This is a genomic window from Marinobacterium sp. xm-d-564 (assembly GCF_013283345.1).
Taxonomy (GTDB): Bacteria; Pseudomonadota; Gammaproteobacteria; order Pseudomonadales; family Balneatricaceae; genus Marinobacterium_E.
On record NZ_WBYO01000001.1, the window covers coordinates 261,420 to 276,316 of the forward strand.

At 48.7% G+C, this 14,897-nt stretch carries 15 protein-coding genes and 6 tRNA genes; 18 read left to right on the forward strand and 3 right to left on the reverse strand.

The genetic code is table 11. The features are described 5' to 3' along the window. Positions 1–3: 3 nt before the first annotated feature. Positions 4–402, forward strand: a complete 399-nt coding sequence (gene msrB, locus XMD564_RS01355; protein WP_173480566.1) for a peptide-methionine (R)-S-oxide reductase MsrB — start codon at positions 4–6, stop codon at positions 400–402. Next, positions 402–1,073, forward strand: a complete 672-nt coding sequence (locus tag XMD564_RS01360) for a DNA-3-methyladenine glycosylase I (RefSeq protein WP_173480567.1) — start codon at positions 402–404, stop codon at positions 1,071–1,073. The genes msrB and XMD564_RS01360 overlap by 1 nt, the downstream gene beginning before the upstream one ends. A 21-nt stretch (positions 1,074–1,094) precedes the next feature. On the opposite strand, the gene XMD564_RS01365 is transcribed toward XMD564_RS01360, so the two are convergent. Beyond that, a complete protein-coding gene (locus XMD564_RS01365; RefSeq protein ID WP_173483295.1) occupies positions 1,095–1,691 on the reverse strand; it encodes a SecY-interacting protein Syd in 597 nt (198 codons plus the stop codon). A gap of 130 nt (positions 1,692–1,821) precedes the next feature. On the opposite strand from XMD564_RS01365, the gene XMD564_RS01370 reads away from it, so the two are divergent. The 14 genes from XMD564_RS01370 (at position 1,822) to XMD564_RS01435 (ending at position 10,671) form a co-directional block, all read left to right on the forward strand. Continuing rightward, positions 1,822–1,898 (forward strand) — tRNA-Asp (locus XMD564_RS01370). A 196-nt stretch (positions 1,899–2,094) separates the two neighbouring features. Then, a tRNA-Val gene (locus XMD564_RS01375) sits at positions 2,095–2,170 on the forward strand. Between the two features lie 4 nt (positions 2,171–2,174). Continuing rightward, positions 2,175–2,251 (forward strand) — tRNA-Asp (locus XMD564_RS01380). 51 nt (positions 2,252–2,302) lie between these two features. After that, a tRNA-Val gene (locus tag XMD564_RS01385) sits at positions 2,303–2,378 on the forward strand. 4 nt (positions 2,379–2,382) lie between these two features. Continuing rightward, positions 2,383–2,459, forward strand: a tRNA-Asp gene (locus XMD564_RS01390). A 198-nt stretch (positions 2,460–2,657) separates the two neighbouring features. Further along, positions 2,658–2,733, forward strand: a tRNA-Val gene (locus tag XMD564_RS01395). A gap of 16 nt (positions 2,734–2,749) precedes the next feature. After that, positions 2,750–3,664 (forward strand): 1-aminocyclopropane-1-carboxylate deaminase/D-cysteine desulfhydrase, encoded by a 915-nt coding sequence (locus tag XMD564_RS01400; RefSeq protein WP_173484649.1) that lies wholly within the window; start codon positions 2,750–2,752, stop codon positions 3,662–3,664. A gap of 96 nt (positions 3,665–3,760) precedes the next feature. After that, positions 3,761–4,645, forward strand: coding sequence for an NAD(+) kinase (locus XMD564_RS01405; RefSeq protein WP_173480570.1), 885 nt, complete (start codon positions 3,761–3,763; stop codon positions 4,643–4,645). A 2-nt stretch (positions 4,646–4,647) separates the two neighbouring features. Then, a complete protein-coding gene (locus XMD564_RS01410; protein ID WP_173483293.1) occupies positions 4,648–5,610 on the forward strand; it encodes a metallophosphoesterase in 963 nt (320 codons plus the stop codon). Continuing rightward, positions 5,610–6,470, forward strand: a complete 861-nt coding sequence (locus XMD564_RS01415; protein WP_173507669.1) for a rhomboid family intramembrane serine protease — start codon at positions 5,610–5,612, stop codon at positions 6,468–6,470. Before XMD564_RS01410 ends, XMD564_RS01415 begins: the two co-directional genes overlap by 1 nt. A gap of 80 nt (positions 6,471–6,550) precedes the next feature. Beyond that, a complete protein-coding gene (locus XMD564_RS01420; RefSeq protein WP_173507670.1) occupies positions 6,551–6,820 on the forward strand; it encodes a YeaC family protein in 270 nt (89 codons plus the stop codon). Further along, the gene (locus XMD564_RS01425) at positions 6,813–7,655 is read left to right on the forward strand and encodes a DUF2797 domain-containing protein (RefSeq protein WP_173507671.1); all 843 of its coding nucleotides are present in this window, start codon (positions 6,813–6,815) and stop codon (positions 7,653–7,655) included. Before XMD564_RS01420 ends, XMD564_RS01425 begins: the two co-directional genes overlap by 8 nt. Positions 7,656–7,666: 11 nt before the next feature. Continuing rightward, positions 7,667–10,270, forward strand: a complete 2,604-nt coding sequence (gene pepN / locus XMD564_RS01430) for an aminopeptidase N (RefSeq protein ID WP_173507730.1) — start codon at positions 7,667–7,669, stop codon at positions 10,268–10,270. A gap of 14 nt (positions 10,271–10,284) precedes the next feature. Further along, positions 10,285–10,671 carry a hypothetical protein gene (locus XMD564_RS01435; RefSeq protein WP_173483291.1) on the forward strand — a complete coding sequence of 129 codons (387 nt, stop codon included), beginning with the start codon at positions 10,285–10,287 and terminating at the stop codon, positions 10,669–10,671. Between the two features lie 43 nt (positions 10,672–10,714). Here the strand turns inward: XMD564_RS01435 and XMD564_RS01440 are convergent, their stop codons facing one another. Continuing rightward, positions 10,715–12,328: a GMC family oxidoreductase gene (locus XMD564_RS01440; protein WP_173507672.1), complete on the reverse strand. Its 1,614-nt coding sequence runs from the start codon at positions 12,326–12,328 to the stop codon at positions 10,715–10,717. A gap of 116 nt (positions 12,329–12,444) precedes the next feature. On the opposite strand from XMD564_RS01440, the gene XMD564_RS01445 reads away from it, so the two are divergent. Continuing rightward, positions 12,445–13,341, forward strand: a complete 897-nt coding sequence (locus XMD564_RS01445) for a LysR family transcriptional regulator (protein ID WP_173480577.1) — start codon at positions 12,445–12,447, stop codon at positions 13,339–13,341. On the opposite strand, the gene XMD564_RS01450 is transcribed toward XMD564_RS01445, so the two are convergent. Beyond that, positions 13,320–13,934 (reverse strand): riboflavin synthase subunit alpha, encoded by a 615-nt coding sequence (locus tag XMD564_RS01450; protein ID WP_173495225.1) that lies wholly within the window; start codon positions 13,932–13,934, stop codon positions 13,320–13,322. The genes XMD564_RS01445 and XMD564_RS01450 overlap by 22 nt on opposite strands. Before the next feature lie 80 nt (positions 13,935–14,014). On the opposite strand from XMD564_RS01450, the gene XMD564_RS01455 reads away from it, so the two are divergent. Then, complete coding sequence (locus XMD564_RS01455) at positions 14,015–14,896, forward strand: TIGR01777 family oxidoreductase (protein WP_173507673.1); 882 nt, start codon at positions 14,015–14,017, stop codon at positions 14,894–14,896. Position 14,897 lies beyond the last annotated feature (1 nt).

The window sequence follows — 14,897 nt, forward strand, 5'->3', positions numbered from 1 at the left end:
ACAATGCAATATGATGATTTAAAAGACGATGAGTACTGGCGAGATAAATTGTCACCTGAAGAGTTCTACATATGTCGCCAGAAAGGGACAGAGCGCGCTTTCACTGGGGCCTATTTTGATGAGAAGCGATCAGGTCTTTATCGCTGTAAATGCTGTGATGCTGAACTCTTTGATAGCTCTCTGAAATATGATTCTGGATGTGGTTGGCCTAGCTTCTTTGATGAGTTGGGTGAGGGTAGGGTGGATCAGCATCCCGACCATTCACATGGTATGGTGCGTACAGAAATCACCTGCAGTCAGTGTGGATCTCATTTGGGGCATATATTCCCCGATGGTCCACAGCCAACCGGTGTTCGCTACTGTGTTAACTCTGCATCTCTTAACTTTGAACCGGATCACTGATGAAACCTTTTTCACACCTTCTGCAACAGGCTAAGCATTTTTACCCCGATTGGAGCGATGCCGAGCTGCTGGGTCCACGGGCGGCTAATCGGACAGAACTTATGGCAACACCGGACGATCGTATATTGTCGGCGATGACCTGGCGTATCTTCTGTGCAGGGCTCAAGCGCTCGTTAGTGGACGGTAAGTGGCCCGCTTTTGAGAAAGCATTCTTTGGTTTCGATCCTGAAAAGGTCTCGTTGATGAGTGATGATCACCTTGATGCCTTAATGCAGAACAGGGATCTCATTCGCCACTTTGGAAAAATTAAAGCAACTCGTATCAACGCTTTGATGATTCATGAGGTCAGTCAAAAACAGGGTAGCTTTGGTCAGTTTTTGGCTGATTGGCCGGTCGAGGACACCGTCGTTGGCTTATGGGCCTATCTGAAAAAAGAGGGATCACAGTTGGGTGGTAACTCAGGAGCCTATGCACTTCGAATTGTCGGTCGCGACAGTCCAGTCCTGACAGATGATGTAGTGGTCGCGTTAAAGGCGCAGGGCGTTGTTGATAAGCGTCCCTCGGCTAAACGTGATCTACTTCTGGTTCAAGAAGCATTTAACCAGTGGCGTAGCGAATCTGGCGTTGATCTGTGCCAAATCAGTCGTCTTTTGGCTAGGTCGATTGGTTAATCGATCTCCTAATCAGTTGGGTCACTGGTGATGGATACAATTCACCTGGCTGAGAAAGCTCTCTAGATCTTCAGCAATGACACTGAACTTTTTCTGTCCTGGCTTCTCTAGAAGCACACGACCTGTCTCGCTCTCCACCGAAAGAATCTGATCGCCATCCGGTTCAGTAGTAGCAAAGAAGAAGCTGATGTTTTGTCGCAAGCGTCTTTTGTTCAGAGCATGGCCAATGAGGTTCTCTCTTAAGCGCTCCAGATCCTCAGGGTTCCAGACAAAGATGAGACTTAATTCGCCCTCGGTATGGGTTGCTAAGATGGGTTGTGACCAATAACTGGTGTAGTAATCAATGATCGATTGGGGAATCTCTATCTCTAGAGCTTCTGAAAGTCGCTCAAACATGTCCAGAGTCGAGTTATTGATAGGGCTGGGTAACCACTCAGACTCTTGGTCAACCTCATAGCCTGGCAGCAGTGCAGGGCTCAACCAATCCTCTTCAACCAGAAGTGTTGGATTACCCTGTTGTTTGCATTCGGTTTTGAATTCGTCGAAGAGGCGAGTCAATTGAGCGGTAACGGCGGACATGTCATTTCTCTCTAATTTATCCAGCGCGTAGGTTAACAAATAATCAACCTTCAGTTTGGTTAAAAAAAATCGCTATTTTTTAGAAAAATATCGGATAAAGGTTTGACTCTGATCGAAAAGCCATTAAAATTCGCACCCTGTTCTTGAGCAGCAATGCTCAGTTACTGCTGGAGCGGTAGTTCAGTTGGTTAGAATACCTGCCTGTCACGCAGGGGGTCGCGGGTTCGAGTCCCGTCCGTTCCGCCATTTAAGAACTTACAGGTTAGAATATCTGCCTGTCAGATCTTAAGAACTCAAGGGTCGCTAAGTTCCGTGAGTTTAGTTTTTTATGAGATTGCAGTCCTCTAATTCTGCACTTCTTGTAGGAGCGATCTTGCAAAGGTCGCGATTTTCGCATCGTCTTCGACAATGCTCCTACAGATACGGCGCAAGCCACCGTTATGGGCGAATAGCTCAGTTGGGAGAGCATCTGCCTTACAAGCAGAGGGTCGGGGGTTCGAACCCCTCTTCGCCCACCATAACGGAGCGGTAGTTCAGTTGGTTAGAATACCTGCCTGTCACGCAGGGGGTCGCGGGTTCGAGTCCCGTCCGTTCCGCCATCTTTCATGAATTGGTTTGAAAGATTACGTCGCAAGACAAACCACCGTTATGGGCGAATAGCTCAGTTGGGAGAGCATCTGCCTTACAAGCAGAGGGTCGGGGGTTCGAACCCCTCTTCGCCCACCATAACGGAGCGGTAGTTCAGTTGGTTAGAATACCTGCCTGTCACGCAGGGGGTCGCGGGTTCGAGTCCCGTCCGTTCCGCCATTTTGAGATTGACAAGTTAGAATACCTGCCTGTCAGCTCATGTGGGATGTTCAGGGTCGCTAAGTCCCGTCCGTTCCGCCATTTACGAGTTCGCAGTTCTCTGATTCTGCAGCTTTTGTTGGAGCGATCTTGAAAAGGTCGCGATTCATCGCATCGTCGATGACAATGCTCCAACGAATTAGCACACGCCTACGATATGGGCGAATAGCTCAGTTGGGAGAGCATCTGCCTTACAAGCAGAGGGTCGGGGGTTCGAACCCCTCTTCGCCCACCATATCGAGTTCTGATTCATGCAGACACCTTCAATCTCTATCGAAACTATAAATCTACCTAACGGCTTTAGTTTTGATTTATTGCGTCTAGATCAAACTGATCGTCTGATTTCGGGCAATAAGTGGTTCAAACTGCTCCCTAATCTATCTAAACTCAACCTTGGTGATCTAGTGGCCAGCTTTGGAGGTCCTCACTCCAACCATATTCACGCACTGGCCTACGCGGCACAGAATCTAGAGCTTAAGTCGGTTGGTTTTATTCGCGGTGAACCTCAATCCACACCAACACTTGAGGATGCTAAAGCCTGCGGCATGCAGTTGATATTCATCGATCGTGACACCTATCGTGAAAAGCCTACTCAGTCGCTGGCGGATCAATATCAGTTAATCAATCCCTACTGGATACCGGAAGGGGGAAGTAATCATAGCGCCGTCGAAGGCTGTGCCTCTATCTGGCATCAAGCCTGTTTGCAGAATCGCGTCTACGATCAGGTCTATGTGGCGGTGGGATCTGGGGGAACTTTGGCGGGTTTAGTCGCTGGAGCGCCTGATGGAGTCGAGCTGATTGGGTTGTCTGCTCTAGGAAGCCTCGCCGACCTAAATGAACGTGTCAGTGAGCTGCTGACACAAGCAGGTCATCTTCAAACGGAGCAATCCGTGCAGTGGTCTATTGAGGTGGCTCTGCAGCAACGCTATGGCAAGGTGACCGCTGAGCTAGCGGCCACGCAGGTTCGAGCTCAGACTCTAGATTTACTGCTAGACCCAATCTATACCTTGCGAGTATTCCACTATCTGAATCGTCAGTATCTCAAGCATCGTTTAACAGGGAAGCGTCTACTGATGGTTCATACCGGAGGTTTGCAAGGTCTTAGGGCTCAGCAAGAACGTATCAACCGTCTGGCAAATGAGTTTGTCGGCCCTCTCCCTTTTTAACGGCTTTTAACACCTAGGTCGGCTAACGTTCTCCCTCTACAAGCTTTATACTGCTGTCTAATCATTCATTGATATCCGCAGGGAAACGCACAGGGTATGTATCAATTTCGCAATATTGGTCTTATAGGCCGCTTAGGAAGTAAAAAAGTCATCGATACCATGAAGCAGCTCATTCGCTTTCTTGAGCAGCGTCATTTGAACATTGTCATTGACGATAAGATTTCAGAGCTAATGCCTGGCCATGGTCTGCAGGTCTCGCCGCAAAAGCTGATGGGCGAAGTGGCTGATCTTGTGATCGTAGTGGGTGGTGACGGAAGTCTGCTTGGGGCTGCACGCTCATTGGCGTCGTCAAATGTGCCTGTGTTGGGTGTTAACCGCGGTAATCTTGGCTTCCTAACGGATATTAAACCTGAAGAGATCGAAGAGATGGTCGATCAGGTTCTAGAAGGCCACTACGTAGTTGATAAGCGTTTCTTGCTGGATGTCACCGTGAAGCGCAATGGCGAACCCATCGCCGAGACAACGGCCCTTAACGACTGTGTGTTGCACCCAGGTAAAGCGACTCGAATGATTGAGTTTGAACTCTGGATTGAAGGTCAGTATGTCTACACCCAGCGTTCAGATGGTTTGATCGTCGCAACACCAACAGGATCTACCGCCTACTCACTGTCAGCCGGTGGTCCTCTGATGCACCCTAAACTGGACGCGTTGGTCTTAGTTCCAATGTTCCCGCATACACTATCAAGCCGCCCAATTGTGGTAGACGGTAACTCTGAGCTGAAACTGGTGATCAGTGAAAATAATGAAACATACCCGTCCGTAGCCTGTGATGGCCAAAGTAACATCGCTTTGGCGCCTGGTGATACCGTGACGATCAGTAAGAAGCCACAAAAGCTGCGCCTGCTCCACCCAGAAAACTACGATTTTTACAGCACCTGCCGGACCAAGCTCGGTTGGAGCTCAAAGCTCTGGGATAAGTAGTTTTGCAGAGACAGGGTATAGATTTAATTGGCGATATCCACGGCTGCGGCGAGAGTTTAAAGCTTCTGCTCAACCGCATGGGATACAGGGAAATTGATGGTGCATACCGTCACCCTAACCGCCGCGTTATTTTCCTCGGTGATGTAATCGATCGTGGTCCACGTATTGTTGAGACCTATGAGATCGTTCGGGCCATGGTGGAAAAGTCGGGCGCCGAAATTGTCATGGGTAACCACGAATACAACTACTATTGTTATAAAACGCCTAAGGGTGATGGTAGTGGTGACTTTCTACGTGAGCACACGCCCAGACACCAACGCATTGTTCAAGAGACTTTAGATCAATTTGCTCATCGTCAATCGGATGAACAAGAGCTGTTGGATTGGATTGAGTCGATTCCACTGTTCATCGAGCATGATGATCTGCGAGTGGTGCATGCCTGTTGGCACTCAACCTTGATCAACCGTTTAAAAGAGCGAGTGGGTTCTGCTCCAGTCGTGGATAAGCAATTTCTTTTGAACTCTGTCAAACCGCACAGTTTTGAGTTCTTGGTCATGGATCGATTGACCCGTGGCACCCATTTGCGACTGCCCAACAATGAAGTGATGATCAGCAAAGATGGATTTAGACGCCACTTCTTCAGAACTCGTTTCTGGGCGCAAGAGCCTAAACGAATGGGGGATGTGGTGTTTCAACCTGATCCTTTGCCGGAGCATATAGCTCGTACCGAGCTAACACCCGCTGATTACGTGGATCTGCAGTTCTATTCGCGCGATGAGCGGCCACTGTTTATCGGCCACTACTGGTGTGAAGGTGAACCTAAACCGGTTGCCGATAACATCGCCTGCCTAGATTACAGTGCGGTTAAATACGGTAAGTTGGTGGCCTACCGATTCGATGGTGAAAAGACGCTCGATAGCAGCAAGTTCATCTGGGTCGATGTCGATGCGGAGTTCCCGCGCTAGTGGTTCCTGTGGTTAAAACCGATCTAAGGGTCGATCTAACAGAGTTCACCCAATTTTTATGGGCTAACGCCATTCCTCATCGGGTGGTGGAAGAGGGTGACAGCCAAACACTCTTTGTTGCGGCCCACATCAACCGCGAAAAAGTCCTCGAACTCTTTCACTATTGGCGAGAGGGTGGGGATCTCGCCAACATCAATGTGCAAGTTCACAACCCTAAAAGCCGAACCCCCTTTAAAATTTCAGAGCTAAAACAAATGCCTGCGACGGCTTTACTGATTTTTCTATCAGCCATCATTACGCTGCTCATCGATTTCGGGGGCAACGCTGACTGGATGGTGAGATTCAGTTTTGCCGACTTTACACTCAGCTCCAGCCAGATTGAGTATCACACACTGAGTACTATGCTCTCATCGGGGGAGTTGTGGCGGATTTGGACTCCGATGTTTATGCACTTCTCTCTGCTACATATCCTGTTCAACCTGCTTTGGGTCTGGATGATCGGTGGTTCGATAGAGCGCCTTCAGGGGACGGCCCACTTTATGCTGCTGGTACTTTTCTCGGCAGCCCTCTCTAATCTGGCTCAGTTTTGGGTGACGGGCCCGCTCTTTGGTGGTCTCTCTGGTGTCGTCTTTGCTGTGTTGGGTTACACCTGGTTATGGGATCAATTGAGCAGTAGGCCGTTGTTTATGCTCCCTAAAGCGCTGTTTGGGTTCATGATTTTTTGGTTGGCTCTGGGATATACCGGAGCGCTGGAATTCATAGGTTTAGGGGCTATTGCTAATACCGCTCATTTGGCCGGTCTGCTGTCGGGTTTGGCCTTCGCATTAATTAGCCGAGTTTGGCTGCCCAAATCCTCTTAAAAGCCAGTATCAAAAGCCCTCTCAAACGATCCTCTCTATGGTATTCTGAACGCTTCAAATTTGAATGAATGGGTAGCGGTTTGAATTACGAAAAAATGATCGAAACCATGACGCCTGATGTCTATCAGGCGCTCAAAGTGGCCGTTGAAATTGGTAAATGGCCCAATGGTGAAAAACTATCTCCTGAACAGCGTGAGACCAGTATGCGTGCGGTCATTGCCTATGAGGTGGCGCGTGACATACCACAGGATCAGCGTGTAGGTTTCATCGATCGTACTCGTCCTGATGGAAAACAGCATGGTTCGGATCCAATGCAGCCTGACGTGTTGAGAATCCTAACCGATGACTAATGACGCTTTATCGCTGCGAGCAGAGGGTGTATTGGAGAAGATGCGAGTGCATCTCGACTCTCCTGTTCGTTATGAGCTCTCTCTGAACGGCGAGGCTGGCCCGTTAGTGAATGATTTTATTGGCCAACCCATTCGCCTTGAGTACATCGGACAAATCAACTGCCTCTCCTGTGGTCGTAAATCCAATAAAAGTTTCAATCAAGGTTTCTGTTACCCCTGTTTCAAAAAACTTCCGGGCTGTGACACCTGTATCGTAAAGCCTGAAACCTGTCACTTTGCCGAAGGAACCTGTCGTGATGAAAGCTGGGGTTTGAAGAACTGTTTTGCCCCGCACATCGTCTATCTAGCCAACTCTTCGGGGCTCAAGGTGGGTATTACTCGCCAAACTCAGATCCCGACTCGCTGGATTGATCAGGGAGCTGTGCAAGCACTTCCGATTATGGAGGTCGATAACCGCCTGCAGTCAGGTCTTGTTGAAACGATATTTGCTAAACAGGTGGCCGATAAAACCAATTGGCGTGCCATGTTGAAAGGTGATGTTCTGCCTCTTGATCTGAAACAGGAGCGCGACCGTCTGTTTGAACTCTGTGATGAGCCCTTGCAACAGCTCATCACTGCTCAATCTGGTGATGCGATCCGTAAGCTTGATGCAGAGGTCGTTGAAATTAACTTCCCAGTGCGTAACCACCCCACTAAGGTAAGCAGTTTCAACTTTGATAAAACGCCCGTTGTAGAGGGCATCCTAGAAGGGGTTAAAGGCCAGTACCTCATTTTAGATACGGGCGTGATCAACCTGCGCAAGTTTGGCGCCTATAACATTAAATTTTTCGCGTGATTGGAGAGACAATCTTGAGTGAACAACCCAACACAATTTATCTAAAAGATTACCGTGTTCCTGAATTTTTGATCGACTCAGTAGCGCTTCGTTTTGAATTGGATGAAGAGGAGACGTTAGTCTTTGCAACATTGCAGATGCGCCGTAACCCCGAATCTCATCTTCGCAACGCCCCTCTGATTTTAAATGGCGATAAAGACCTTCAGCTCAAACGAATCTGCATTAATGACCAACAGGTGCCTGAAGGCGAGTATAAGGTCACGGATGAGACACTGACGATTGAGGTTGTTCCTGATCAATTTACTCTGCAAACGCTCTGTCGCATTCAGCCACAGCTGAACACTGCATTGGAAGGTCTCTACCGTTCGGATGGTGTCTTCTGTACCCAATGTGAGGCAGAGGGATTTAGACGCATCACCTACTACCTTGATCGCCCTGATGTGATGTCCCTGTTTGAGACAACCATCATTGCTGATCCCGAACAGTATCCCGTGTTGCTATCAAACGGTAACGCCGTTGATAAAGGGGTCACTGATGACGGACGTCACTGGGTTACTTGGCAGGATCCACACCCCAAACCCGCCTACCTGTTTGCTTTAGTGGCGGGTGATTTAAGCTGCATTGAAGATCAGTTCACAACAGCCTCTGGACGTGAAGTTCAGCTGCAAATTTTTGCTGAACCTAAAGATCACGACAAGCTTGCCTATGCGATGGACTCCCTAAAGAGATCGATGCGCTGGGATGAAGAGGTCTATGGCCGTGAGTACGATCTTGATATCTACATGATCGTGGCCGTCGACTTCTTCAACATGGGTGCGATGGAGAATAAAGGGCTCAATATCTTCAACACCAGTTGTGTATTAGCCAGTCAAAAGACCACAACAGACCTTGGGTTTCAGCGAGTAGAGGCGGTGGTTGCTCATGAGTACTTCCATAACTGGTCAGGCAACCGTGTCACCTGTCGTGACTGGTTCCAGTTAAGTCTTAAAGAGGGCTTTACCGTCTTTCGTGATGCGGAGTTCTCGGCCGATATGAACTCGCGAACCGTGAAGCGAATCGAAGATGTGACACTGCTGCGAACGGCACAATTTGCTGAAGACGCAGGCCCCATGGCTCATGCGGTGAGACCGGAATCGTTTATCGAGATCTCAAACTTTTACACGCTGACCGTCTATGAGAAAGGCGCAGAAGTGGTGCGTATGATCCATCAGCTTTTGGGTGAAGAGACTTTCCGAAAAGGTACGGATCTCTACTTTGATCGTCATGATGGCCAGGCCGTTACGACGGATGACTTTGTGGCGGCAATGGAAGAGGCTTCAGGGCGCGACTTAACACAGTTTAAACGCTGGTATTCTCAAGCAGGTACCCCTGTGGTTGAGGTCTCTGATCAGTGGGATGCTGCATCAGGAACCTACCAACTGACCTTCAAACAGAGCTGCCCAAGCACTCCAGGTCAAGATCATAAAGCACCCTTCCATATGCCCATCCGTTTTGGATTGCTTACAGAAGAGGGGACTGAACTCTCTTCAGGTGTGGTGGAACTTAGGGAAGAGGTACAGAGCATTAGTTTCGAAGGTCTTTCTGAACAGCCAACACCGTCTCTTCTTCGCGGCTTCTCAGCACCGATCAAATTACGTTTTAACTACACAGATGAGCAACTGCTGCATCTGATGCGTTTTGATACTGACGGCTTTAACCGTTGGGAGTCGGGACAGCGCTACTTAGTGAATAAACTGCAAGCAGGCATTGCGGGTGCGGCGGTCGAACCCAACGCAGCGCTTTTAGATGCTTGGCGAGCGTTACTGGAAGATGAGTCCTTAGATGAGGCGATGCTCGCTAAGTTATGTACCTTGCCGAGCGAAGCCTATCTGAGTGAATTAGCTGAGGTTATTGACGTTGAAGCGATTCACGCGACTCGTAAAGCCTTTGTCAAAGCACTAGGCAAAGCCCTAGCACCAGAGTGGATGGCAGTCTATCAGCGTTGCACCTCTAAAGAGGCTTACCAACCAACAGCAGATCAGGTGGCTAAGCGCAGTCTGAAAAATTTAGCCTTGAGTTACCTGATCGCGGCTAACTATGAAGGCGCCATTGAGTTAGCAATGGAGCAGTTCAACAGCGCTGACAATATGACGGATCAACAGTCTGCACTGGCGGCACTGGTTCACTCTGAAGATGCCCAAGCAGCTAAACAGGCGCTTGCGGCATTCAAGCAGCAGTGGTCAGGTGAAGCGCTGGTGATGAACAGTTGGTTCTCACTGCAGGCCTGTGACTCCAAAGAGGGCGCTCTGGATCGAGTTAAAGCACTTGAAAACGATGAGCTATTTGATGCAAAAAACCCCAATAAACTGCGCAGTCTGATTGGTGCTTTTGCCAGTGCAAACCCAGTTCAATTCCATGCGCCGGATGGCTCGGGTTACCAATACTTGGCTGATTGGATCATTCGCTTGAATGAACAGAACCCTCAAATTGCATCGCGAATGTTAACGCCTTTAACTCGCTGGAAGCGCTATACTAGTGATAAGCAAAAGTTAATGAGAGCTCAACTGGAACGCATCATGAAGCAGAAGGCGCTGTCGCCCGATGTTTATGAAGTCGTCAGTAAGAGCTTGGTGTAATAGGAGTCATCGGTATGGCTATCTCTATCGATTCTGCGATTAAGTTTGATCTGCAACAGAACTACCGTCGTTACCTGAACTTTCTAGATCAGTACGGGGCTGAAAACGATGCACTGAAAAATGCGCGAAGCTCTAAGGTCTGGATTGTTGCATTGGTGCTACTGATTTTCGCTCTAGCCTCTGATTTCTTCTTAGGCGCGAGTGCTGCTCTGTTTGGTATCTTCTTCTATCGAGTCGTGATGGCTTGGTTGGAGGTGAGAAAAGCGGAAGAGGGGCGTGAACAGGCAGAACGCTGGTTCTCGACTAAAGGGTTTAAGTTCGAAGGACGCGTACTCTTCTTCAAAGAGGACGAAATGCTGGAAGAGCCTGTAGATCCTTTTGATGAGCGAATCTACAAATAGTCTCAATCCCAAAGGGGCAGATCATTGATCTGCCCCTTTTAGTTTAAGCGTTATCCTCAAGGATCATGTCAGACGCTTTCTCTGCAATCATAGTGATCGGTGCATGAGTATTACCCGAAGTAAGGGTTGGCATCACTGAACCATCCACCACACGCAGACCGTCAATACCGTGCACTCTCAATCGCGCATCCACAACGGACATCTCATCACTGCCCATTTTTGCAGTGCCAACTGGGTGGAATATTGTTGTACCCACATCACCTGCGGCCTTCGCTAACTCTTCATCAGATTGAAGCTGTGCACCCGGTTTTAACTCAATCGGATTGAATTCACTTAAACGCTGAGTCGCCATTAGTTTGCGAGCGTGGCGTAAGCTATCTGCTGCAACCTTGCGATCGCCGTCCGTCGAAAGGTAGTTCGGTTTAATTGCTGGCGGAACATTAGGATCAGTCGATTGAATATGACAGGTACCGCGGCTCTCTGGACGCAGGTTACAGACCGAGACGGTGATTGCAGGAAATTCGTGCAGATCCTCACCGAATTTCTCAAGCGATAGAGGTTGAACGTGATACTCAATGTTCGCCGTAGCGTGCTCATCCGAGGACTTAGTAAAGATACCGAGTTGACTGGGAGCCATCGACATGGGGCCTGAACGTTTTAGGAAGTATTCAGCCGCAATTTGCGCTTTACCCAACAGGGTCGACTGCCACTCATTCAGAGTTTTGGTGTTTTCAACGGTGTAGATGGTTCGCAACTGTAGGTGGTCCTGTAGGTTTTCACCGACACCAGGGAGCTCGTGCACCATCTCGATTTTGTGCTCCGCTAAAACCTTGGCAGGGCCAATGCCAGAAAGCTGTAGAATTTGTGGCGAATTGATCGCACCGGCACTGAGCAGTAGCTCTTTATCGGTCGTTACGCTCGCAACTTGCCCGTTAACGATGAGATCAGCACCCACAACGCGTCGGTTTTCAATACGCAGCTTGGTGACTTGAGCGTGAGTCATAATGGTGAGATTAGGACGTGCTTTAACGGGGTTGATAAAGGCTTTGCGTGCATTCCAGCGAATGCCATTTTTTTGGTTAACTGGGAAATAACCTGAACCCTCATTATCACCACGGTTGAAGTCTGAGGTTTTCGGTACATCAACCTCTTCAGCCGCCTCTCGAACGGCTTCTAGAATCGGCCAGCTCAAGCGCTGCTCTTGAACGAACAGTTCCCCTTTATCATTGTGGAACTCATCAGCGGGTTGGTAGTGTCGTTCAGAGCGTTTGAAATAAGGAAGAACCTCTTGCCAGCTCCAGCCTTGATTGCCTAATGATGCCCACTCATCATAGTCACGCTCTTGCCCACGCATGTAGATCATGCCGTTAATCGAAGAGCAGCCCCCCATTACTTTACCGCGAGGGTAGATAAGTGAACGACCATTAAGCCCCTCTTCGGCATCGGTTGAGAAACACCAGTCAGTTTTTGGGTTGCCTATACAGTAGAGGTAACCCACTGGAACATGGACCCAAAACTGGTTGTCACTGCCACCCGCTTCAAGCAGAAGCACACGAGTATTTGGATCTTGACTCAAACGGTTGGCTAATACACAGCCGGCAGACCCAGCGCCAACGATGACGTAATCGTAAGTTCCAAGATCTTTGACAGTAGACATGGCGTTATCCTTTCTATGCTTATTAGTGTGTGCACCATCTTATGATTATTTGTGCAGTAATTTTTGATTATTTTGCTGGTTTGTTGTGCTAAATTGCACAGATGATGGATGATAAATTGAATTGGAACGATCTGCGTTACTTTCTCGAGGTCGCTCGCGCGGGTCGTTATTTGACTGCAGCAAAACGAATGGGCGTGAACCATACAACGGTGTCGCGTCGAATAGCCGCTCTTGAAGATGCGTTGCAAACCCCACTGTTTGAGGCGGATGATAAAGGCTTGCACCTCACTCCGGCCGGTGAAGCTGTTTTGCCTCTGGCTCAACAGTGTGAAGACATTACTGTCTTGACCAAAGAGAGAGCGGCTTCAGATCAGCGATCCCTATCCGGGAACCTAAGAATTGGGGCGCCAGATGGTTTGGGAAACCTCTTTATAGCAAATCAATTAACCCATTTTGTCCATCGTAACCCTGATCTAAACCTACGCTTGGTACCCGTTCCACAGAGCCTTAACTTGATGAAGCGTGAGGTGGACATAGCGATCACATTGGAGCCCTCTGAGAGGCGGGATATTCATTGTAAGAAACTGACGGACTACCAGCTTTTTCTCTATGTAGGTCGTGAGTATCTGCAGAATAATTCCGTAGATTTAGAGGATATTGAATCGGTTAAACAGCACCCGTTTGCCGGTTATATTCCCGATATACTCTACACTGAGCAGTTAGGGTTTAACCGATTGATCGATGACCAACTGATTGAGCGCTTTCAGGGGGCAACGGTGATGTCCCAATTCCAGTTTATTGCTAATGGTGGAGGGTTTGGGGTGTTACCCCATTATATGGTGCAAGATGACCCGCGTTTTGTTCAGGTTCTGCCAAAGGAGATTAGCTTTATACGAAGCTACTGGCTGCTGACGCCACTAGAGCTGAGGCGTCGCGCCAATGTTCGTTCTATCTCAACTGAGTTAGAGCAGTTAATCGCGCAGCACAGAGATCAGTTTTTGCCGCGCTCCTGAAGGTATCGTTCGACCGTATCGACAATCGCTTGCGTTTGAGGGTCGATCTCTAGGTTGATCAGATCACCTACCTCTGCTTTGCCAAACAGTGTACGCTCCAAGGTTTCTGGAATGAGCCAGACAGAGAAACGGTCTTCTGTTACTTGCGTCATCGTCAAACTACAGCCATTCAGTCCGACAAACCCTTTATCCAATAGATAGGGTGCCCATTGGCTCGGACGATCAAACTCAACTCGGCAATTGGTCTCTGTCTTTTCGATCGCTGTTATCGCTACTCGGTCGCAAATATGGCCCGACATTAGGTGCCCACCAATCTCATCGCCAATCTTAGCGGCACGTTCAAAATTGACCAGTGACCCGACCTGCAAATCGCCAAGGTTGGTCAGTTCTAGTGTCGATTGGATCGCATCAAACTTGGCTCTGTTACCTTCAAATGAGGTAATCGTTAAACAAGTACCATTAAGTCCGACGCTGGCTCCGATCTGGAAGTTATCACAACAGTTTTCCGGGAACTCAAGCTGCAGTGTCATAAAATTATCGGCTGGGGTTAGAGCAGTGACAGTCGCCACACCTTGAACAATACCAGTAAACATTATCGATTCTTCCTTTAGCTTTAGCAGTCCGAACGCTAGCATGGGACGTAGATAAAGCAAACAGTTAAGGGTTTAACAGCATGCACATTCTTTTGACAGGCGGTACAGGGTTTATTGGTGATGCAGTCGCTAGAGCGCTCGTCGCTCGAGGTGACCGAGTCACTCTATTGATACACAAACGATCCTCGAAAGTGGCCGGTGTTCAAACAATCTCAAATTTGTCTGACTTGAACACCGCTGTCGATGCCATTGTCAATTTAGCAGGCTTACCGATCGCTGATAAACCTTGGACTCACTCGCGAAAAGTGGCCCTGCGTGCCAGTCGTGAAGGAGTTACGGGGCAGTTAGTGCGTTGGATTGCTCAACAAGAGGTTAAACCCAAGGTGCTAGTCAGTGGCTCAGCGATCGGTTTTTACGGGGCGACTCGCAGTAATCAGACGCTTTCTGAGGCGGATCAACCTCTGGTTCAAGACTTCTCCAGTGAGCTTTGCCAAAGCTGGGAGAACATAGCTTTAAGTGCAGAACAAGAGGGTGTCAGAGTGGCGCTGCTCAGAACGGGTATCGTGCTTGGTAAGGGTGGCGCCCTTAAGAAGATGCTACCTGCCTTTAAACTGGGATTAGGTGGTCGCATTGTCGACGGTCAGCAGATGATGTCCTGGATTCATCTGGACGATCAGGTCAACGTTATTCTATTTTTGATTGATAACCCTGATGCGAGTGGGCCTTTCAATTTGACCGCACCTAATCCAGTCTCTAACCAAGTATTTACAGAGGAGCTTGGCAAAGTTTTGAGGCGTCCAACCTTTTTGCCAATGCCAGCTTTTATGCCCAAGTTGATGCTTGGTAAAGAGGGGGCTGCACTGCTGACGGAGGGCTTGGCTGTGATTCCTTCGAAGTTGACTCAGCACGGATTTGAGTTCAAATACCCTTCACTCGATCAGGCCTTAACCGCTGTTATCTAAT